Source organism: Streptomyces sp. NBRC 110611, from assembly GCF_001590865.1.
In the GTDB taxonomy this organism is placed as follows: Bacteria; Actinomycetota; Actinomycetes; order Streptomycetales; family Streptomycetaceae; genus Streptomyces.
In genome coordinates, this window is sequence record NZ_BBUY01000036.1 from 1 (window position 1) to 20,823 (window position 20,823).

General features: G+C 70.9%; 19 protein-coding genes and 2 pseudogenes. 3 read left to right on the forward strand and 18 right to left on the reverse strand.

All coding sequences use genetic code 11. The features are described from left to right. Window positions 1–48: 48 nt before the first annotated feature. From AZE13_RS32205 to AZE13_RS32240, 9 genes are all read right to left on the reverse strand, one after another. Entirely contained in the window at window positions 49–732 is a 684-nt protein-coding gene (locus AZE13_RS32205) for a response regulator (protein ID WP_066940091.1), read from the reverse strand. Between the two features lie 132 nt (window positions 733–864). Beyond that, window positions 865–1,476, reverse strand: a complete 612-nt coding sequence (gene kdpC, locus AZE13_RS32210) for a potassium-transporting ATPase subunit KdpC (protein ID WP_066940135.1) — start codon at window positions 1,474–1,476, stop codon at window positions 865–867. Window positions 1,477–1,481: 5 nt separating this feature from the next. Then, the gene (gene kdpB / locus AZE13_RS32215; RefSeq protein WP_066940094.1) at window positions 1,482–3,632 is read right to left on the reverse strand and encodes a potassium-transporting ATPase subunit KdpB; all 2,151 of its coding nucleotides are present in this window, start codon (window positions 3,630–3,632) and stop codon (window positions 1,482–1,484) included. Continuing rightward, the gene (kdpA, locus tag AZE13_RS32220) at window positions 3,629–5,293 is read right to left on the reverse strand and encodes a potassium-transporting ATPase subunit KdpA (RefSeq protein WP_066940096.1); all 1,665 of its coding nucleotides are present in this window, start codon (window positions 5,291–5,293) and stop codon (window positions 3,629–3,631) included. The genes kdpB and kdpA overlap by 4 nt, the downstream gene beginning before the upstream one ends. Before the next feature lie 9 nt (window positions 5,294–5,302). Then, window positions 5,303–5,392, reverse strand: a complete 90-nt coding sequence (gene kdpF, locus AZE13_RS32225) for a K(+)-transporting ATPase subunit F (protein WP_066940099.1) — start codon at window positions 5,390–5,392, stop codon at window positions 5,303–5,305. Further along, window positions 5,389–5,568, reverse strand: a complete 180-nt coding sequence (locus AZE13_RS36550) for a hypothetical protein (protein ID WP_079124598.1) — start codon at window positions 5,566–5,568, stop codon at window positions 5,389–5,391. Before AZE13_RS36550 ends, kdpF begins: the two co-directional genes overlap by 4 nt. Before the next feature lie 126 nt (window positions 5,569–5,694). Continuing rightward, window positions 5,695–6,471 carry a GNAT family N-acetyltransferase gene (locus AZE13_RS32230; RefSeq protein WP_066940102.1) on the reverse strand — a complete coding sequence of 259 codons (777 nt, stop codon included), beginning with the start codon at window positions 6,469–6,471 and terminating at the stop codon, window positions 5,695–5,697. A 165-nt stretch (window positions 6,472–6,636) separates the two neighbouring features. Next, window positions 6,637–7,446 carry an SDR family NAD(P)-dependent oxidoreductase gene (locus AZE13_RS32235; protein ID WP_066940105.1) on the reverse strand — a complete coding sequence of 270 codons (810 nt, stop codon included), beginning with the start codon at window positions 7,444–7,446 and terminating at the stop codon, window positions 6,637–6,639. A gap of 338 nt (window positions 7,447–7,784) precedes the next feature. Then, window positions 7,785–7,964 (reverse strand): DUF6126 family protein, encoded by a 180-nt coding sequence (locus AZE13_RS32240; protein ID WP_066940108.1) that lies wholly within the window; start codon window positions 7,962–7,964, stop codon window positions 7,785–7,787. Between the two features lie 293 nt (window positions 7,965–8,257). Here AZE13_RS32240 and AZE13_RS32245 point away from each other — a divergent pair, with 293 nt between their 5' ends. Both AZE13_RS32245 and AZE13_RS32250 read left to right on the forward strand, forming a co-directional pair. Beyond that, window positions 8,258–9,769: an FUSC family protein gene (locus AZE13_RS32245; protein WP_066940111.1), complete on the forward strand. Its 1,512-nt coding sequence runs from the start codon at window positions 8,258–8,260 to the stop codon at window positions 9,767–9,769. Between the two features lie 132 nt (window positions 9,770–9,901). Next, a complete protein-coding gene (locus AZE13_RS32250; RefSeq protein WP_066940138.1) occupies window positions 9,902–11,002 on the forward strand; it encodes a lactonase family protein in 1,101 nt (366 codons plus the stop codon). A gap of 108 nt (window positions 11,003–11,110) precedes the next feature. On the opposite strand, the gene AZE13_RS32255 is transcribed toward AZE13_RS32250, so the two are convergent. The 6 genes from AZE13_RS32255 to AZE13_RS32280 all read right to left on the reverse strand — a co-directional run bounded on the left by AZE13_RS32255 (window position 11,111) and on the right by AZE13_RS32280 (window position 17,226). Further along, a complete protein-coding gene (locus tag AZE13_RS32255; protein WP_258528139.1) occupies window positions 11,111–12,067 on the reverse strand; it encodes a sirohydrochlorin chelatase in 957 nt (318 codons plus the stop codon). Window positions 12,068–12,162: 95 nt separating this feature from the next. Next, a complete protein-coding gene (locus tag AZE13_RS32260) occupies window positions 12,163–13,188 on the reverse strand; it encodes an N-acetylglucosamine kinase (protein WP_066940113.1) in 1,026 nt (341 codons plus the stop codon). After that, entirely contained in the window at window positions 13,181–14,089 is a 909-nt protein-coding gene (locus AZE13_RS32265) for a phospholipid scramblase-related protein (RefSeq protein WP_066940116.1), read from the reverse strand. The genes AZE13_RS32260 and AZE13_RS32265 overlap by 8 nt, the downstream gene beginning before the upstream one ends. A gap of 23 nt (window positions 14,090–14,112) precedes the next feature. Then, window positions 14,113–14,790, reverse strand: coding sequence for a uracil-DNA glycosylase (locus AZE13_RS32270; RefSeq protein ID WP_066940119.1), 678 nt, complete (start codon window positions 14,788–14,790; stop codon window positions 14,113–14,115). Window positions 14,791–14,957: 167 nt separating this feature from the next. Continuing rightward, complete coding sequence (locus AZE13_RS32275) at window positions 14,958–16,043, reverse strand: WD40/YVTN/BNR-like repeat-containing protein (protein ID WP_066940122.1); 1,086 nt, start codon at window positions 16,041–16,043, stop codon at window positions 14,958–14,960. A gap of 148 nt (window positions 16,044–16,191) precedes the next feature. Then, complete coding sequence (locus tag AZE13_RS32280; protein ID WP_079124600.1) at window positions 16,192–17,226, reverse strand: NADH:flavin oxidoreductase/NADH oxidase; 1,035 nt, start codon at window positions 17,224–17,226, stop codon at window positions 16,192–16,194. 324 nt (window positions 17,227–17,550) lie between these two features. On the opposite strand from AZE13_RS32280, the gene AZE13_RS32285 reads away from it, so the two are divergent. Continuing rightward, window positions 17,551–18,648 (forward strand): NADH:flavin oxidoreductase/NADH oxidase, encoded by a 1,098-nt coding sequence (locus AZE13_RS32285; protein ID WP_066940144.1) that lies wholly within the window; start codon window positions 17,551–17,553, stop codon window positions 18,646–18,648. 62 nt (window positions 18,649–18,710) lie between these two features. Here the strand turns inward: AZE13_RS32285 and AZE13_RS39400 are convergent. The 3 genes and pseudogenes from AZE13_RS39400 to AZE13_RS34900 form a co-directional block, all read right to left on the reverse strand. Beyond that, window positions 18,711–19,052 (reverse strand): annotated as a pseudogene (locus tag AZE13_RS39400) (transposase); the annotation flags it as partial. Then, a pseudogene (locus AZE13_RS32290) lies at window positions 19,050–19,474 on the reverse strand (sensor histidine kinase); the annotation flags it as partial. The pseudogenes AZE13_RS39400 and AZE13_RS32290, both read right to left, overlap by 3 nt. 888 nt (window positions 19,475–20,362) lie before the next feature. Then, a complete protein-coding gene (locus tag AZE13_RS34900; protein WP_079124599.1) occupies window positions 20,363–20,665 on the reverse strand; it encodes a universal stress protein in 303 nt (100 codons plus the stop codon). Between the last annotated feature and the right edge of the window lie 158 nt (window positions 20,666–20,823).

Below are 20,823 nucleotides of genomic sequence, written 5' to 3' on the forward strand. Positions count from 1 at the left end.
CGTGGTCCGCTCTCCGTGTGAGGTGCTGCGGGGCCGAAGCCCGGGTGGTCAGGGGTCGAAGCGGTAGCCCATGCCGGGTGCGGTGTGGAAGTGCCTGGGGTGTGCCGGGTCGGCTTCCAGTTTGCGCCTGAGCTGCGCCATGTAAACGCGAAGGTAATTGGTCTGTGTGAGGTGTGAGGGGCCCCAGACCTCCTCCAGCAGCTGCCGTCGGCCGACGAGCCGCCCGCTGTTGCGAATGAGGACCTCTAACAGATGCCATTCGGTCGGGGTGAGGCGGACGTCGTGCCCGTCGCGCCGGGCCTTCTTGGCGGGGAAGTCGATGGTGAACTCCTCGGTCACCACGACCGCGTGGCCGGCGGGCGGCTGTGCGGAAACCATTCTGCGCGCGGCCGCACGCAGCCGGGCCAGCAGTTCGTCCATACTGAACGGCTTGGTGATGTAGTCGTCCGCCCCCGCGTCGAGTGCGGCGACCTTCTCGTCGGACGTCCGGCGGGCGGAGACCACGAGGATCGAGGCCCGGCTCCACCCCAGCAGTTCTCTGATCACGTCGATGCCGTCCATGTCCGGCAGCCCGAGGTCGAGCAGGACGACGTCCGGTGGCCGTACGGAGGCGAGCCGCAGGGCGTGTGCTCCGTCGGGCGCGGTGTCCACGTCGTGGCCGCGCGCCTTCAGGTTGATCTCAAGAGCCCGTACGAGCGGTGGTTCGTCCTCGACCACCAGCACCCGGGTCATCGGTGTCACCTTTCTGTCCTGCGGGACGGCTCTGTAGTTCTGTGGTGCGTGACGGCGTTCTCTGTGGTGTGCGACGACCGGCGCGGGTGGCCGGCTTGCTGCCCGGCCACCCGCGCTGCGGTCACCGCTGGATCACTTCCGGGCCAGTTCCCGGACCGCGATGTTCAGCTTCAGGACGTTTACCGAGGGCTCGCCGAGGAATCCGGCGGTCCGGCCGGTGGTGTTGGCCTTCACGAGCTTCTCCACCTGCGCGACGCTCAGTCCGTTGTGCTGGGCCACCCGCTTGACCTGGATCCCGGCGTAGCCGACGGAGATACCGGGGTCGATGGCGGAGGCCGAACCGGTGACCGCGTCCTTGGGGACCTCGGACCGCGGTACGCCGTTGAACTCGGCGACCTGCTGCTTGGCCTCGCGCACGTTCTTCACCAGCGTGGGGTTGCTGGCGCCGAGCTGGCTGGAGCCGGTGGCCATCGGGTCGTACCCGCTGTTGGACGGGCGGCCCTGGAACCACTTGGGGTCGGGCTTGCCCGTTCCCTCGATGTTCCAGCTCTGGCCGATGAGCGCGGAGCCGACGACCTTGCCGTCGGCCTTCACCTCGGAGCCGTTGGCCTTGTCGTGGAAGAGGCCCTGCGCGATGCCGGTGACGGCGAGCGGGTAGAGGACGCCGCACACGACCGTGAGGACCAGCAGGACGCGCAGCGAGGCCCAGGTCAGACGGATGGTGCTGGCTACGGAGTTCTTCACGACGGTCACCCGATTCCGGGGATCAGAGAGAGGAGCAGGTCGATGATCTTGATGCCGATGAACGGCGCGATCAGTCCGCCCAGGCCGTAGATGCCGAGGTTCCGCCGCAGCATCCGGTCGGCGCTCATCGGCCGGTACTGCACGCCCTTGAGGGCGAGGGGCACCAGCGCGATGATGATCAGCGCGTTGAAGATGACCGCGGACAGGATCGCGGACTCGGGCGAGGCCAGGCCCATGATGTTGAGCTTGTCCAGGCCGGGGTAGGCCACGGAGAACATCGCCGGGATGATCGCGAAGTACTTCGCGACGTCGTTGGCGATCGAGAACGTGGTCAATGCGCCCCGGGTGATGAGGAGCTGCTTGCCGATCTCGACGATCTCGATGAGCTTGGTCGGGTTCGAGTCGAGGTCGACCATGTTGCCGGCCTCCTTGGCGGCCGACGTACCGGTGTTCATCGCCACACCGACGTCCGCCTGGGCCAGCGCCGGGGCGTCGTTCGTCCCGTCACCGGTCATCGCGACCAGCTTGCCGCCCGCCTGTTCGCGCTTGATCAGCGCCATCTTGTCCTCGGGCGTGGCCTCGGCGAGGAAGTCGTCCACGCCCGCCTCGTCGGCGATGGCCTTGGCCGTCAGCGGGTTGTCACCCGTGATCATGACGGTCTTGATGCCCATCCGGCGCAGCTCGTCGAACCGCTCCCGCATGCCCTCCTTGACGACGTCCTTGAGGTGGATGACACCCAGGACCCGGGCACCCCGGGAATCGTCGGCGGCGACCAGCAGCGGGGTGCCGCCGGCCTGCGAGATGGCGTCGGTCAGCTCCTGGGCGTCCTCGGCGACCTCGCCGCCGCGCTCCTTGACCCAGGCGATGACCGAACCCGTCGCGCCCTTGCGGACCTTGCGGTGCAGGCCGTCCTCGGTGACGTCCACGCCCGACATCCGGGTCTGCGCGGTGAACGGCACCCACTCGGCGTCCACCAGCTCGCCCTGATGGCGCTCGCGCAGCCCGTACTTCTCCTTGGCGAGGACGACGACGGAGCGGCCCTCGGGCGTCTCGTCGGCCAGCGAGGAGAGCTGGGCGGCGTCCGCGACCTCGGCCTCGGTGGTGCCGCGGACGGGGACGAACTCGGCGGCCTGGCGGTTGCCGAGGGTGATGGTGCCGGTCTTGTCCAGCAGCAGCGTCGACACGTCACCGGCGGCCTCGACGGCCCGCCCGGACATCGCCAGGACGTTGCGCTGGACGAGGCGGTCCATGCCCGCGATACCGATCGCGGAGAGCAGCGCGCCGATCGTCGTCGGGATCAGGCAGACCAGCAGCGCCGTCAGGACGATCAGGGAGGTCTGCTGGTCGGCGCCCGCGTAGATCGCGAACGGCTTCAGACTGACGACGGCCAGGAGGAAGACGATGGTGAGCGAGGCGAGCAGGATGTTCAGCGCGATCTCGTTGGGGGTCTTCTGCCGTGCGGCGCCCTCGACGAGGTTGATCATCCGGTCGATGAAGGTCTCACCGGGCTTCGTCGTGATCTTGATGACGATGCGGTCGGAGAGGACCTTCGTACCGCCGGTGACGGCCGAGCGGTCGCCGCCCGACTCCCGGATGACCGGGGCCGACTCGCCCGTGATCGCGGACTCGTCGACCGAGGCGACGCCCTCGACCACATCGCCGTCACCGGGGATGATGTCGCCGGCCTCGCAGACCACCAGGTCGCCGATGCGCAGCTCGGTACCCGGGACCTGCTCCTCCGCGTCGCCGTTCAGCCGGCGCGCCACGGTGTCGGTCTTGGCCTTGCGCAGGGTGTCGGCCTGCGCCTTGCCGCGGCCCTCGGCGACCGCCTCGGCCAGGTTGGCGAAGATGACGGTCAGCCACAGCCAGGCCGTGATGACCCAGCCGAACCAGGCGCCCGGGTCCGTGATCGCCAGGACGGTGGTGACCACCGAGCCGATCAGGACCACGAACATGACCGGGGACTTGACCATCACCCGCGGGTCGAGCTTGCGGAAGGCGTCGGGCAGTGACTTCAGCAGCTGCTTGGGGTCGAACAGGCCCGCACCGACGCGCCCTTCTTCCTTGTGCCCGGTCGGCATGTCGCTGTGCGGCGCCCGGGTCGGAGTGGTCGTGGACATGGCGTCCTCGTGCTTCTGTTGCGAATCAATGGTCATGACGACAGCCCCTCAGCGAGCGGCCCCAGGGCGAGCGCGGGGAAGAAGGTCAGACCGGTGACGATCAGGATCGTGCCGACCAGCAGCCCGGTGAAGAGCGGCTTTTCGGTACGGAGGGTGCCCGCGGTCTCCGGGACCGGCTTCTGCTCGGCGAGCGAGCCGGCCAGGGCGAGCACGAACACCATCGGCAGGAAGCGGCCGAGCAGCATGCACAGGCCCAGGGTGGTGTTGAAGTACGGCGTGTTGGCGCCGAAGCCGGCGAACGCGGAACCGTTGTTGTTCGAGGCCGACGTGTAGGCGTACAGCACCTCGGAGAAGCCGTGCGCCCCGATGTTGGTCATGGCCTCCTTGCCGTCCGGCAGGGCGATGGCCAGCGCGGTGCCGATCAGCACCAGCGCCGGGGTGATGAGGATGTAGCAGGCCGCGAGCTTGATCTCACGGGTGCCGATCTTCTTGCCCAGGTACTCCGGCGTACGGCCGACCATCAGGCCCGCGATGAACACCGCGATGATCGCCATGACCAGCATGCCGTAGAGGCCGGATCCCACACCGCCGGGGGCGATCTCACCGAGCATCATGCCCAGCAGCAGGACACCGCCGGACAGGCCGCTGAACGAGTCGTGGAAGGAGTTGACCGAACCGGTCGACGTCATCGTCGTGGAGACGGAGAAGAGCGACGAGGCCCCCTCGCCGAACCGCTGCTCCTTGCCCTCCATCGCGCCGCCCGCGAGCTGCGAGGCGGTGCCCGGGTGGGCGAACTCGAGCCAGGTCACGGCGACGACACCGGCGAACCAGATGAGGCCCATGGCCGCGACGATCGAGTAGCCCTGCTTGATCGCACCCGTCAGCTTGGCGAAGGTGCGCGGCAGCGAGAACGGGATGACCAGCAGCAGGAAGATCTCCAGGAGGTTCGAGAGGCCGTTGGGGTTCTCGAACGGGTGGGACGAGTTGGCGTTGAAGTAGCCGCCGCCGTTGGTGCCCAGGTCCTTGATGGCTTCCTGGGAGGCCACCGCGCCGGGGCTGATCGCCTGCTTCTCACCGGTGAGCGTGGTGATGTGGTGGATGTCGCCGAAGTTCTGGATCGCCCCGCACGCCACCAGGATGACCGCGGAGATCACGGAGAGCGGGATCAGGATGCGGACGGTGCCGCGGACCAGGTCGGCCCAGAAGTTGCCCAGGTCGCCGGTGCGGGACCGGGCGAAGCCGCGTACCAGCGCCACGGCGACCGCGATGCCGACGGCGGCGGAGACGAAGTTCTGCACCGCCAGCCCGGCGGTCTGGGTGACATGGCTCATGGCCACCTCACCCGAGTACGACTGCCAGTTGGTGTTGGACACGAACGAGGCGGCGGTGTTGAACGCCTGGTCCGGGCTGATCGGCTGGAAGCCGAGCGACAGCGGCAACTTGTCCTGCACACGCTGCAGCAGGAACAGGAACAGCACGCCGACGGCGGAGAATATGAGAACGCCGCGCAGGTAGGCGGGCCAGCGCATCTCCGCGTCGGGGTTTGCGCCGACGCTGCGGTAGATCCACTTCTCTACGCGCAGATGCTTCTTGGAGGAGTAGACGGCGGCCATGTAGTCGCCGAGCGGGCGGTGCACCAGGGCGAGTGCGACGATGAGCGCGGTGACCTGGAGCACATCAGCAAGAACGGGGCTCATATCTGGCGCTCAGAACCTCTCCGGGAACACAAGGGCGAGGACGAGATAGCCCAGCAGGGCGACGGCCACGATCAGGCCGATGAGGTTTTCTGCGATCACAGCTTCGCCACCCCCTTGGCGACGAGAGCCACCAGCGCGAACACCGCGATCGTGGCGACGACGAAGGCCACATCGGCCATCGTGAACTCCTGTAAGAGGTTCGGTTTATCTGACCAGTAGAGGAAACCGCGAGATGGCTCGATCTCGCTCCCCGTTGATGCGCCCTTTACGGCCATTAGCGCCGCCTTGACGGCTTCCTAACGCATAGCCCCTGACCTGCGAAGGAACCCCTGTGGCGTTCGAATTCCGCGAGTGAATCGGCCGCGGTTCCCACCCACCGTGGCGCGTTGGTGCGGAACGGCTCAGACGGCGAGACCGGCGCCGTGCCGGGCCGGCCGGCCGGCGAAGTGGTGGACGTACTCCTGCTCCAGGCGGAAGCCGGCGGTCCAGGCGAGCAGGCGGCTCGGACGGTTGTCGCGGGAGCAGGTCCAGCTGGGGATGTGTTCGCGGGCGGCGATGTCCCCGCACAGGGCCGTGATGCAGGACAGGGCGAGGCGCCGGCGGCGGTGTTCGGGCACGGTGAAGCAGGCGATGTCCTCGAACCGGGAGCCGCGGAAGTACGTGCAGGCCATGGCGAGCACCCGGCCCTTGTGGAAGGCGGCCCAGCCGTGACCGGAGGCGGCGAGCCCGGCCGGACCACCCCAGCTGGCATGGACCCAGGCCGTACGGGCGGACAGCGCGGCCAGGGCCGGGGCGTCCTCGGGCGTCAGGCGGCGCACCGTCACACCGCGGGGCGGGCGCGGGGCCGGCACAGTGACGCGGTGCACGTACGCCATGCGCTCCCACGGCACGAGCTGGTCGAAGGCGTTGCACAGCAGGGGCAGGAAGCGGGCGGGGGCCTGCACATAATGCGCCGCGAAGCGGGAGAGGTCGCACGGGGCCAGGGCCGTGGGGGCGCCGCCGAGCAGTACATGGTCGGCGCAGGCCACGGCCAGGGCGCGGGGCTCGATGGCACGGTCGGCCCACCATCGGCCGGTCCCCGAGACCAGCGCGTGTTCGGCCAGTGCGGCCGCCCCGGGAGGGCCGGAGGCGAACCGGTCAGCGAGAGCGGGGAGTTGGTCGGCGGAGAGTTCGATCACGGGGACTCCTCATGAGAGGAGCGGGGTGGCCCACCCGGGCCACCCCGCTCGGTGGTTCAGCGCTGTCCGGCTTTGCTGCCGTGGTTGGCCTTCTTCTTGCGGCGGGCCTTCTTCTTGCGTGCGCGCTTGGACATGGGCGTCAGACTCCGTTCGGTGGTGGGTTCTTCAGGCCTGCTGGCCGACGAGCTGGTCGGCCAGCTTGGTGAGGCGCTTGACGGTGCGGTCCTCGGCCGCGGCCTGCGCGGGCTCGGCGCGCTCGTCGCGGTCGTAGTAGGCGCCGTTGACGATCTCGGTCGCCGGGTCACAGAGGCGTACGACATGGCCGGCGCCCTCGGCCGCGGACGCGCCGGAGTTGGCGTACAGGGACAGCAGCTCGGTCTCGCAGATGCCCGGGTGGACGGAGACCGCCGTGACGCGGGGGTCGGCGGCGAACACGGTCAGCGCCAGCTGCGACTGGGCGTAGGCGGCGAGCCGGGAGTAGCGGCGGGCGCGCTGCGGGTCGCTCCACTGGATGGAGGCGGTGCGGTGCAGCGACGACGACACATTGACCACCCGGCCGCCCGGCTCGGTGGTGAGCGCCGGCTCCAGCAGGCAGGTCAGCAGGTAGTGGGCGAGGAAGTTGACCTGGAAGGCGATCTCGTTGCCGTCCGCGGTGAGGGTGTGCCGCTCGGGGGCGGCCATACCGGCGTTGTTGACCAGGACGTCCAGGTGCGGGTGCTCGGCGACGACGCGCCGCGCCATCGTCTCGACCTCCTCCAGGCTCCTGAAGTCGGCGCCGAACACGCGCAGTCGGCCGGCGTCGATGCCCGAGGTGGCGACGAGCTTGTCGGCCGCGGCCTGGGCGTCCTCGGTGGTACGGCCGTGCACCAGGACGGTGGCGCCGCGCTCGGCGAGCTGCCGGACGGTCTCGAAGCCGATGCCGGAGGTGGCTCCGGTGACCAGGACGGTACGGGAGGAGAGGTCAGAAGAAGACATGATCCATTCCGAGAAGGGTGACAAAAGGGGCGGGCACGCCAAGGGGACCCCGAGGGGGTGTCAGGGCGTGCGGGTACACGAAGAGGCGCCGGCTCAGATCGCGGCGCCTCGTGGGAGTGTGGAAGACGAATCAGCCGAAAGCGGATGTCTCCGGACAGCGCGGCACGCGACGGATCCCCGTATGAGGAGGTCGGTCGAGGAGGAGCCAGGCGCTGTTCACATCACCCATCAAATGCCGTGTCACACACGGCTTCAAGGGTTCTCCGCACCTCTTGACGCCCCCCTGATGAATCAGGGCCGGGGTGATGGCCAGGGGAGGGCGGCGGCCGGTGGCCGGCCTACTTCTGCGCGTGGGAACCCAGGTAGAACAGGAGCGCCAGGAAGGCCAGCAGCAGGTGACTTCCGGCGATATAGATGAACACGCGCCAGGACGCTCCCCGCTCCTTCTGCTTCTCGGAGAGCCCGCCGCTGTCGGGTACCTGGGGCGCGGGGCGCTCATCGGCGCGGTTGTCGGACACGTCGCAATTCTATGGCCAGGGCTCACCCGCCCGGCACCCGGCCGTGCCGTCGGCGGCAGGCGACGCCCGGTGGGCCGTTGGCCTGCTCGTGGCGCGTAGAGAACGCGTATGGATATACCAATGGCTCAGCGATTCCGACTTCGGTTGAGCCACCGGTCCGCTGGGTGGTGTGATGTGACCGTCGATGGCGCTGCGGATCCCGCGGCGCCTTTTTCATGCGGGTTTTCCCACGGGTTTTTCTCACGGGTTGTTCACGTGCGTCCGGTACCGGAACGCGGAAGGGGCGGGAGTCTGTGCTGAAGAGGGTCTTCGTGGCCGCGGATCCCGGGCGGCTGCGGCTGCGCGGTGCCGTACGGGCCGTCCTGGGCATCGGCCTGGCGGTGGCGGTCTGCGGCCTGGCCGGGCACTCGCTCGTCGCGGCGATCACCGGCGGCCTCGGCGCGCTCCTCGCCCTCTTCACCGTCACCGACGCGACGGTCCGGGCACAGATGGTCAGCACCGCGCTGCTGCCGGCGGTCGGCTTCCCCGTACTGGCTCTCGCGGCGGGCCTGCACGACCACCCCATGGCGCGGAACGCGGCGTTCCTCGCCCTCGTGGGCGCGGGGGTGTACGCGCGCCGCTGGGGCCCACGGGGGCACGCCCTGGGCGTCTTCGGGTTCATGACGTTCTTCGTGGCGCAGTTCCTGCACACCGTGCCGCGCCAGCTGCCCGAGCTGTACGCCGCCGTCGCCCTGTCCCTCCTGGTCTCCTCGGCCGTCCGGTTCGGCCTGTGGTGCTACGAGCGGAAGCTGCCCCCGGCGGTCGCACCACCCGCGCTGCCGGACGGTTCCGGCCTGGCCCGTACGACCACCCGCCAGGCCGTCCAGGCGATGGCCGGCAGCGCGGTCGCCCTCCTGGCGGGACAGCTGGTCTCCGAGCAGCGCTGGTACTGGGCCGTGGGCGCCGCCTGGTGGGTCTTTGTGAACACCGCGTCCCGCGGCGAGACGCTCGTCCGCGGATTCCGGCGGATCCTCGGCACGGTGATCGGCATCGGCGTCGGCACGTTCGTGGCCATCCCGCTGCACGGGGCCGCCGTCCCCAGCGCGGCGCTCGCCGCGGTATGCGTCTTCGGGATCTTCTACACGGCCGCCGTGTCGTACACCTGGATGATGTTCGCGGTCACGGTGCTCGCCGGACTGCTCTACGGGCTCCTCGGGGTCCTGGACATGAGCCTGCTCACGCTCCGCCTGGCCGAGACGGGCATCGGGGCGGCCGGTGCGATGCTCGCCGTGCTCCTGGTGCTGCCGGTGACCACCCACGCCACCACGGACGCCTGGATCCAGCGTGCCCTGCGCTGCGTACACGCCTGTGCCACCGAGGCGGCGGCGCGCCTGGCCGGTTCCGGCGCCGCCGATCCGGCCCCCCGGGTGGCGGAACTGGAACTGCTGCTGGGCAGGGTGCGGCTCTCGCTCGCCCCGCTGGTGCATCCGCTGAGCCCGCTGCGTGCCCGTAAGCAGCGGGCCCGGCGCGTGCTGGAGCTGCTCGACGACTGTGCCCGCGAGGTCCGGGGGCTGGCGTCCGTCGCCGCCGACCCGGAGGCGTCCCATGACGACCGGCTCACGGCCGCCTGCCATCGGGTGGAGGCCGCCGTGGCGGCCCTCACCGCACCGGCCGGGGAGAACGGGACGAAGGGCGCCCATCCGGCCGTCCCGCAGGCAGCGGCTCCCGAGCCCGCGCTCGCGCATCTGCACGGCCTGGAGCGGACCCTGGCGGAACTGGCGTCCCCGCTGCGCGGTACCCGGCCCTCACCCCTCGCCGGGGCGTGACCCGGCCGGGTACGGGCGGGCCCGCCGGGGCTGTTAGCGTCGCCGCGGCACCCCGGCGGGCAGGCGGACGAAGGGCGGAGACCAGTGGGCACGTATCAGACGAACACCATGGGCACGTACCGGACGAACACCATGGGGACGGACCGGACGCACGGCAGGGGACGGCGGGCGTACATCGGATCGTTCACCGCGGCCGGCGGGCCCGGCATCACCACCGCGGCCGTCGACCCGGCGTCCGGCGCGCTCACCCCACTGCACGTGACCGACGCCGTCCCCAACCCCTCCTACCTCGCCCCGAGCCCCGACGGCCGGTACCTCTACGCGGTCAGCGAGACGCCGGACGGTGCCGCGGCCGCCTTCGCCCTCACGCCCGGAGGCCCCGCGCTGCTCGCTCCCGCCGTCCCCGTGAACGGCGCCGACCCGACCCATCTCACCCTGGCCGCCGGCCGCCTCGTCACCGCCAACTACGGCTCCGGAAGCGTCAGTACGCTCCCCGTACGGGCCGACGGCTCCCTCGGCGGGCCCGCGCGGGTCCTCGCCCACCAGGGCAGTGGGCCGCGGACGGGCCGTCAGGAGGGCCCGCACGCACACGCCGTGGCGGCCGCCCCCGGGGGCCGCTGGCTGCTCGGCGTCGACCTGGGCACCGACTCGGTCCGCGTCTGCGCCCTCGGCACCGCCGAGGGGGCCGACGGGACTCCGGCCGTACACGACGAGGTGCGGCTGCGTCCCGGCAGCGGGCCGCGCCACCTCGCCTTCCATCCGCGAGGCGACCGCGTCTATGTCATCCATGAACTCGAGCCGATGGTGACGGTCTGCCGCTGGGACGGCGAGGGGGGCGTGCTGACCCCGCTGGGGGAGACCCGGCTCCTCCCGGACGGGGCCGCGCCGGGCTCCGCGGGGAGCGGAGACGGGGCGCAGGGCGGCGGCACCTTCCCCTCCGCGCTGGTCGTCTCCCCGGACGGCCGGTTCGCCTGGGCCGCCAACCGGGGCCACGACAGACTCTCCGTCCTCGCTCTCGCCCCCTCCGGCGACACCGCCGCCCTCGTCACCACGGTCCCGTGCGGCGGCCGATGGCCCCGTGATCTGGCGCTGCACCCCGACGGCCGGCACCTCTACGCCGCCAACGAGCGCTCCGGCGACGTCACCTGGTTCACCGTCGACCCGGACACCGGTGTGCCGGCCCGGGGCGGTGCCATCGAGGCCCCGGCCGCCTCCTGCGTCGTCTTCGTCTGATCCGGCCCGCACCACCGCGCACACCGTACGCACAGGGCCGCCCCCGCGCTGTGCGAGGACGGCCCCTGCGTGCTGTGTGGAGTGCTTCCGGTGGAACGGTGACCGGCCCTAGCGGACCGGTACCCCCTGTGCCTGGGTGGGCAGGGTGATGCCGACCGCCGCCGCGTAGTTCGACAGCACCAGGCGGCCCACCGCCCCGTACGCGCCCAGCGGCTCGGCCGCGGCGCAGCCCGCCTCCGCCGCGGCCGCCCCCACCAGGCCGTCGGCGATCTCCGGCCCGATCAGGTACGGGGCCAGTGCCAGCTGCTGCGAACCGGACCCGCGGAGCTGCTCGGCCGTGCGGGCGATGGCGCCCTCCTCGTCCAGCGCCGCGGCCAGGACCGGCACCGCGAGGCGTGCGGCGAGCAGCATCCCGGTGATCCCGGCCGCCTGGACGGCCTCTTCGCCGCCCACGGTGGCCAGGATGATGCCGTCCGCGGCCGTCGCGACCGTGAACAGCCGGGCGCGGTCGGCGCGCGCCAGGCCGGCCTCCGAGAGCCGGACGTGCAGCGCCTCGGCGAGCAGCGGGTGCGGGCCCAGGACATCGGTCAGTTCGGCGCCGGAGCCGCTGTTCATGATGGCCTGGCGTATCCGGCGCAGCAGGGCGCTGTCCGGCCCGGCCAGCAGCGGTACGACGACCGTGGCGGCGCCGAGCTCGGCGCGGGTGTCGGCGCCCGCCCGGGCCTTCTGCTCGGCGGCGGCGTGCGCCAGCACGGCCTCCAGCGACGGGAACGCGTCATCGCCGCCGTCGACATAGCCGATCCGGGCGTCCAGCCCCGGCAGCTCGGAACGGGCGATGCTGGAGACCTCCTCCGCCAGGCTGCGCGCGGCGGAGTTCGGGGTGCCGGGCACGGCCAGCACCAGGGCGGGTGCGCCCTCGGGTGCGGCGAGCGGCTCCGGCTTGCGGTGGCGGCCGGACTGCCGCGCGCGCGGCGTTCGTACGGGCAGTCCGGGTGCGCCTCCAGGGCTCGGGGATGCTGCGTCGAAATGGTGCGAGCCAGGTGCGGGCCCAGTGGGGGAACTCATGGCGCCGCATGCTAACGCCTCACACCGGACCCGCGCGGAGGGAGGGTTGGGAGCCGAGGTTTCCGTCCCGATTTATCCCGCGCGGCATGGGCGTGTCAGCCCGGCGCAGGGCGTGTGATCTGCAACAACTTCGAATCCGGGGGCAACAGCAGACGGTCCCCGGCGAGCCCCGCGGCGATGGCCAGCGCCCCGTCGAGCGGGCTGCCCGCGGCGGCCGTGGGGCGGGCCCGCGGGAGCCGCTCGGCGAGCGCCGACCGCAGCGGGGCGAGCAGCGGTTCGCCGATGCGGAACAGCCCGCCGGTGTACGCCACCGTGCGCCCGGCGCCCGGCGGGCAGACCGCGGCTGCGGCATCGGCGAGATGCCCGGCGGCGGCGCGCAGGATACGGCGGGACACCGCGTCGCCCTCGGTGGCGCAGCGGGCGACCTCCGGAGCGAACGAGGCGAGTACGGCGGGCCGGTCGGTACGCGGATACAGCATGCCGGGCAGCCCGGCGGCCGGGCCGAACACCGCTTCGGCGCGGGCCAGGAGAGCGGTCGAACCGCCGCTCCGGCCGTCGTACGCGCGCATCGCGGCCTCCAGGCCCGCGCGGCCGATCCAGGCGCCGCCGCCGCAGTCGCCGAGCAGATGGCCCCAGCCGTCCGCGCGGCGCCAGCCGCCCGCCGTGGTCAGGTCGGTGCCGAGCGCGATCATGCCGGTGCCCGCGGCGATCACGGCACCGGGCCGCTGGCCCAGCGCCCCGGCGTAGGCGGTTACCGCGTCCGCCGCGAGGGCGAGCCGGTGTACCCCGAACGCGGCGGCCAGCGCCGCGGGCAGCCGGGCGCGCAGATCGTCGCCCAGGGAGGCCATGCCGGTGGCACCCACGCACACGGCCACATACCGGTCCGCTCCCACCTCGCTCCCCAGCTTCTCCGCTGCGGGCAGGAGCTGGGACAGCAGATGCGTCGCGTCGATACCGGCCGGACCCGTGCGCACCGGCTCGTCCGAGGCGAACGACACCGGCCCGGGCGCCCCGGTGCCGCCGCCGGCGCGCGCCACGGCGATCCGCAGTCCCGAGCCGCCGGAGTCGACCGCGAGGACGTGACCGCGGACCGCGCCGCGGCCGGCCGGCCGCTCACCCAAGGCCGCGGGCGTCCTGCTTGAGGGCGGTGTCGACGGTCAGGGCCGTGGCGACGACCAGGCTCAGCAGCGGGTCGGGCAGCTGGTGGTGGATCTGCAGGACGTAGTTGTCCGCGGTGGTGAACATCGTCTTGGCCAGGCCCTCCCAGGTCTTGGTGATCCGGGCGATCTCGGTGTCGGCGTGGTCCACGATCGCGAAGTTCCAGGCGCGCCAGTTCTCGGCCTTGATGGCGCCGATCTGCTGCCCGTTGACCATCATCGCGAAATTGATCTTGCCGATGGCGTTCTGCTGCACGATCTCGCCCACCGGCGAGCCGTCCGGGCGCGCCACGAGCACCTTGGACTTGAGGATCTTCGCCGGCCGGGTCAGCACCAGCTGCGGCCGGCCGTACGCGTCCCGGATCTCCAGCTTGTGGGTCATGTACTGATCGAGGCTGGAGACGACCCGCAGCACCTTCTTGGCCGTGCTCTGGCCGACCTGGACGACCGAGCCGAGGGTATTGCCGTGCTGGTCGAACACGCCGTATTCGTTGGTGACCTCGATCAGTTTGGCCTTCTGGTTGACCACCAGCACCGGCTCGGTGAAGAGGGTGCCGCCGCCCGGCGCCACCCCGGCCTGCTGCTGTACGGCGCCCGGCTGCCCCGGCATCGGCTGCTGTCCGTACGGCTGTTGTGCCGGCCGGGCGGCACCTGACTGACCGGGCGCCTGCTGGGGGAGGCCGGGCGCCTGCTGCCCGTGCGGTGCGCCGCCCGGCTGCTGCCCCTGATGCGCGGCCCGGTCCGGCGCCGGCTGCTGTCCCGGGTGGGTGTGCTCCGTCCACTGGGAACCGTCCCACCAGCGCAGTTGGTGGGGGGTGCCCTGCGGGTCCGCGTACCAACCCGCAGGGATGTTCGCATTCGTCATGCCAGGCACACTATCGCCCGGCGTCAGGGCAGCCTCCAGTCGACGGGCTGTGCGCCCTGCCGGACCAGCAGGTCGTTCACCCGGCTGAAGGGCCGCGAGCCGAAGAAGCCCCGGTCGGCGGACATGGGGGAGGGGTGCGCGGACTCCACCGCCGGCAGGTCGCCCAGCAGCGGCCGCAGATTGCGTGCGTCGCGGCCCCACAGCACCGACACCAGCGGTCGTCCGCGTGCCACCAGTGCCCGGATGGCCTGCTCGGTGACCTCCTCCCAGCCCTTGCCGCGGTGTGCGGCCGGCTTACGGGGCGCGGTCGTCAGTGCTCTGTTCAGCAGCAGGACGCCCTGCTGGGTCCATGGGGTCAGGTCGCCGTTCGAGGGCCGGGGCAGCCCGAGGTCGGAGTGCAGCTCGCGGAAGATGTTCTCCAGGCTTCCCGGCAGCGGACGGACGTCCGGCGCCACGGAGAAGCTGAGCCCGACCGCATGCCCCGGTGTGGGGTAGGGGTCCTGTCCGACGATGAGCACCCGTACCTCGTCGAAGGGCTGTTGGAAGGCGCGCAGCACATTGCTGCCGGCCGGCAGATAGGTGCGTCCCGCGGCGATCTCCGCCCGCAGGAAGTCGCCCATCGCGGCGATCCGGTCGGCAACGGGCTCAAGTGCCTTGGCCCAGCCAGGTTCGACAATGTCTTGGAGAGGTCGTGCAGCCACGGGATCACCCTACTGGCCGAGGGCCGTCGCCCCGGAATCGATGGCCCGCGCCCGTCCCCGCGACCCACCGGAACCGGCCACCCCGGTCCCGCCGCCCGCACTCCCCGGCGCGCACCGCCGCGAGGCCTCCGGGCGGACGACGGGAGTCCGGCGACAACAGACCCGGCCTAGACCACGGCGGCGGCCCGCACGCACAGCACGTCCGGCAGGTGCGCGGCCAGTTGGCGCCAGCTGTCGCCGTCGTCCGCGCTGGCGTACACCTCGCCGTTGCGGTTGCCGAAGTACACCCCGGCCGGATCGGCACCGTCGACGCAGAGGGCGTCTCTGAGCACCGTGCCGTAGTGGTCCTCCGCCGGCAGTCCGGCGCTCAGGGGCTCCCAGTCGGCGCCGGCGTCGGTCGTGCGGTAGACCCGGCAGCGGTGGCCGGCGGGTACCCGGTCGATGTCCGCGGTGATCGGGAAGACGTAGGCGACACCGCCCCGGTGCGGGTGCGCGGCGACGGCGAAGCCGAAGTCCGACGGCAGCCCGCTGCCGATGTCCTGCCAGGTCGCGCCCGCGTCATCGCTGCGGTAGACGCCCCAGTGGTTCTGCAGGTACAGCCGGTCGTGATCCACCGGGTCCTGCGCGATCTTGTGGACGCACTGGCCGAACTCCGGGTGCTGGTCGGGGAGGAAGACCGCCTTGACGCCGTTGTTCGACGGTGCCCAGCTCGCACCGCCGTCGAGAGTGCGGAACACGCCGGCCGCGGAGACCGCGACCGTGACCGCGTCGGCGTCCCGCGGGTCGGTGATCACCGTGTGGACGGCCAGTCCGCCGCCGCCCGGGACCCACTTCTCGCGGCTGGGGTGGTCCCACAGGGACCGTACGAGCTCGTAGGTCTCGCCGCCGTCCTCGGAACGGAACAGGCCGCCGGGCTCGGTGCCCGCGTAGACCACGCCCGGCGCGGCCGGCCCCGCCGGGTGCAGCTGCCACACCCGATCCAGCGAAGTCCTGGTGTCCGGCGGGTACTTGACGGCGGGGCGGGCGGGCTCCCGCCACGTTTCCCCCAGGTCGTCGGAGTGGAACACCGACGGACCCCAGTGGGAGCTGTCCGCGCCGGCCATCAGCCGGGGCGTCGCGCGGCGGGTGTCGATCGCGAGCGAGTACATCGCCTGCGCGGGGAAGTGCGGACCGCTCAGTTCCCAGTCGCCGCGCCGTCGGCGGCCGATGAAGAGCCCTTTGCGGGTACCTACCGCGAGTAGTACGTCAGTCATGGCCGAACACCTCCGGGACACCGTTGTCTCAAGGACACGGGCCAGTCTGCACCCGGCCACTGACAACGGCGCCCCGGAGCGTATCCGCGCAGGTCGGACGGCGGGTGGCGGATCGCCGTCCCGGCTCGGACGGCCCGGTGGTACGGCCTCAGACGGCCCGGTGGTACGGCTCCGGCACCCGGATCCGCGCACCCAGCTCCCGCGCCGCCTGCTGCGCGAAGCTGGGGGAGCGCAGCAGCTCCCGGCCGAGCAGCACGGCGTCCGCCTGCCCCGCCGCGATGATCTTCTCGGCCTGCCGGGCCTCGGTGATCAGCCCGACGGCGCCCACCGCGAGGCCGGTCTCCTTCTTGACCCGCTCGGCGAACGGCACCTGGTACCCCGGGCCGGTGGTGATCTTCGCGTCCGGTGCGTTGCCGCCGGTGGAGGTGTCCAGCAGGTCGATGCCGTGCTCCTGCAGATCGCGGGCGAAGCGCACGGTGTCGTCGGCCGTCCAGCCCTCGCGGTCGTCGCTCGCGTCCTCGGTGAGCCAGTCGGTCGCCGAGATCCGGAAGAAGACCGGCAGCTCGTCGGGCCAGACCTCGCGCACCGCGTCCACGACCGCGAGCGGGAAGCGCGTCCGGTTCTCGTACGAGCCGCCGTACGCGTCGGTGCGCCGGTTGCTGAACGGCGAGAGGAACTCATTGATCAGGTATCCGTGGGCGCCGTGGATCTCGGCCACCTCGAAGCCCGCCGCCAGCGCCCGGCGCGCGGCCGCCGCGAACCGCGCCACGATCTCCTGTATCCGGGCCACGGACAGTTCGGCGGGGGTGGCGGACCCCTCGTCGAACGCCACCGGGCTCGGGCCGACCGGCTCCCAGCCGTGCCGCTGCCCGGGGAGGATCGGGCCGCCGCGGTTGACCCAGGTGCGTTCGGTCGACGCCTTGCGGCCGGCGTGCGCGAGCTGGATGCCCGGAACCGTCCCCTGGGCCTTGAGGAAGGAGGTGATCCGCCGGAACGCCTCGGTCTGGGTGTCGTTCCACAGGCCGAGGTCGTACGGGCTGATCCGGCCCTCGGGGCCCACCGCGGTGGCCTCCGCGAGGATCAGGCCGGTCCCGCCCGCCGCGCGGGCGGCCAGGTGCTGGAAGTGCCAGTCGCCGGGCACCCCCGCCTCCGGTCCCTCGGGGGCCGCGGAGTACTGGCACATCTCCACCGGAGGTGGCTCCACTCTACCGCCCTTGCGCCTCTGAGCTGCATCACTGCAGGTCACATGACCTTTCTCGTGGTCGGACGCACTCGCAGGTCTGGTCACCTCTGGTCACGTCCACTCAGGCTCATGCTGACCCATTGCTGACTTATCTGACGCCTTGTCAGTCAAGGTGGGACTCGGTGCGCAGGTGATCTGCTCGCCGACTCGACTCGTTCGATCCCAAGGTTGTACGAAAGGTGTCGTAATTCGAAGGGCTTCGTAGTACGTTGGTGGCCGTACCAAGCGCGGTCGAGTTGACTGCCCGTGTGAATGGAGACCTTTGTGAGTGCCCTCTACGAGCCCTTGCGGCTTCGGTCGTTGACCATCCTCAACCGGGTTTGGATGGCCCCGATGTGTCAATACAGTGCCGAGGTCACGGGACCGGATGCCGGTGTTCCGGGCGATTGGCACTTCGCGCACTACGGCGCACGAGCGGCCGGTGGTACTGGACTGATCCTGGTAGAGGCCACGGCCGTCTCCCCCCAAGGTCGAATCAGTCCGGCAGATTTGGGGATCTGGAACGACAGGCAATCAGCGGCGTTCCGGCGGATCACCTCCTTTCTCAAGGAGCAGGGCACGGTGCCTGGTATTCAGATAGCCCACGCTGGCCGCAAGGCATCGACGGACGCGCCCTGGCGTGGTGGCGCTCCTGTCGGCTCCGAAGCGCACGGCTGGCAATCCGTCGCGCCGAGCCCACTGCCCTTCGATGAGAGGCACCCGGTTCCGGATGAGCTGACGGTGGAGGGGATTCGGCAGGTGGTGCAGGAATTCGCCGCTGCGGCCCGGCGGGCTCGAGAGGCTGGATTCGAGGTGATTGAGGTGCACGGAGCCCATGGTTATCTGATCGGTGAGTTTCTGTCCCCGTACACCAACCACCGCACCGATGCGTACGGTGGTTCCTACGAGAACCGGACCCGTTTCGCGCTGGAGGTCGTGGACGCGGTGCGGGCCGTATGGCCCGAGGAGCTGCCCGTCTTCTTCCGTATTTCCGCGACCGACTGGCTGACGGAAAATCCGGATGACGAGCGCGAAGGTTGGACGGCCGACGACACCGTGCGGTTCGCCGCCGACTTGAAGGCGCACGGCGTCGACCTGCTGGACGTATCCACCGGCGGCAACGCACCGAAGGCCCGGATTCTCACCGGCCCTGGCTACCAAGTGCCGTTCGCGGAGCGGGTCAGGTCGGAAACGGGACTTCCAGTGGGCGCTGTCGGGGAGATAACCGAGGCGAGGCAGGCCGAGAAAATCATCGATAACCAGCAGGTGGACGCCGTACTGATCGGCCGCGAGCTGCTTCGCAACCCGTACTTTGCGCGGCATGCCGCTCGTGAACTCGGCTGCGAAGTAGCAGAGCCGGTCCAGTACGGCTATGCCACCTGATATCGGGATACCTCAATATGAGTGCCCGGAGGGTATTCGTCGAGCAGATGCCGCCTGACCCAGTGTCCTGAATCTGGAATCCGGTTCAGAAATCCGGCGAGGAGTTCGAGGATCTCGTCCGCGGTCTTGGCTCAGGTGAAGGTCTTGGGGTCTTCGTTCCAGGTATTGATCCAGTTGCGGATGTTCTTCGCCAGGGCTTGGACGTTCTTGTGAACCCCTTGCCGTAACTGTTTGTCGGTCAGCAGCGCGGACTACCGCTCGACCTGGTTGAGCCATGAGCTGCTGGCGGGAGTGAAGTGCACGCGGAAGCGCGGGTGCGCGGAAAGCCACCGCTGGATGGCGGGGGTCTTGTGTGTCGAGGCGTTGTCGCAGATCAGATGCACGTCGAGGTCGGCGGGTACCTCCTTGGTCAGGCTGCCGCCGAGGGCTTCGGCGAAGCCGCGGGCGACGGCCAGGCCGAGGCCGACGTCGGAGCCGCGCGGTACGTCGCCGTAGCGCTGGAAGGGCGCGAAGACGCGGTCCTTGGCGTCGTCGGGGACACCGGGGCCGCGAGGACGACCCGGATCTCGACCCGGTCGCCGAGCGCGCTGGCCGACACCAGCACCGGTTCACCGTCTGGGCTGTACTTCACGGCGTTCTCGACGAGGTTGGCGACCGAACGTTCCAGCAGGCCGGGGTCGGCGGCGACCATGGGCAGGTCTTCGGGGATGTCCAGGACGACGGTGTTCTCGGGTACGCCGCCGAGGGCCAGCGGGACCCCCTCGTCGAGGTCGATCTCGCGGATCAGCGGGGTGACCGTACCGGTCTGGAGGCGGGGCCTGGATAGGCCCCTGCTCTGGTGGTACGTGCCGAGCACCCCGTACAGGGCGGGCACCCGGGCGCGGAGGGCGACGACGCCCTCCCTCACGAGGTGGCCACACTTGTTCGGTCGCGGTGACCGCGTGCTTCAGGCAGAGCGGCGGTTGCGCGGTGCGGTGCCCCTCGATCCAGTCGGTCGACGTGGCGTTGGGCGGCGGGGTGGCGAGGAAGAGGTACCCCAGGGACGTCCGGCTGGCCTGCTGGACGTACCCCCGGCACAGCAGTTGCTCCATGCACTCCCGTTGACGTGCCGGGTGCACGTCGCGCCAGCGGGGCTTGCCGAGGAGGGTGTTGCCGCGGCGGTTCTGCGAGCAGCGGGCCCAGAGCACGCCTCGGGCGTCCCGGTCCCGCGATCCTTCGTCCGCGTAGTGTAGGCCCCCGTTGGGGCCGCGTCTTGCGCCCAGCGTCGCCGCCGAGGCCGGGGCCGAGTCGCCGCCATGGAACGGTGGCGTGCACGCTGACGATCTTGTTACCGCCGTCGAGCCGCTGGTCACCTCTTTGCAAGTGGAGCTGCTTAGTGACAACGCTGACTTGTGGGGGCGTGCGGTGGATGACATGCGGTACGCGTTGATCGCTCACGTCTGACGGCCCTACGCGTGCCCAGGCTTCTCTCCCGCCACTACGCCAAGTTCCTGGACGGGGTCCGGGAGCAGGCGAAGCATGCTGCGGCCATCAGGGCACTCGACACGGCGATCACGATGTTCACGGGGCAAGGGGCCTTGCCACCGCGGGACGGACCATGTCTGAGGCACGAGAGAACAGTCTGGACAGGCCCATCACGTTCGCGAGTGCGCTGGATGTGGCCAGGGTCCGCGCGACGGACTGCGACACGGGCATGGTCCGGGTGGTGAGCGTGTCATTCATGCGCGATGACGGCGACGGGCGCCGGGCAGTGGTGAATCAGGGCATGGGTGACGGATCCGATGTGTGTGCCCAGAGATCCTTGGCGTACCCGTCGGCCGACCACCACGAGGTCCGCGCCGTCCGCGGCATGCAGGAGTAGTCGAGCCGGGCCGCCGATGGGCGACTGCTCGGAGACCTCCACGGAAGGGAACCTCTGCCGCCATGGTTTCAGGGCTTCCGTAATGCGCCGCGCGATGCCGGGGCCCATGTCCCGCTCGGCTGTGACGAGCGCTGAGGCGTCGCGGACCACGGGCATGATCGATCACCCGTACAGGACCAGGACACGGTCGCCACGGAGTGCGGCCTCCTGGAAGGCGAAGTCGAGGAGCGGGGCGAAGAACTGGTCGACCGACCCCAGGAGGAACCCCCTCACCCCGCCCAGACCGCGAGAGCCGAGCACCAGGAGACCGGCCT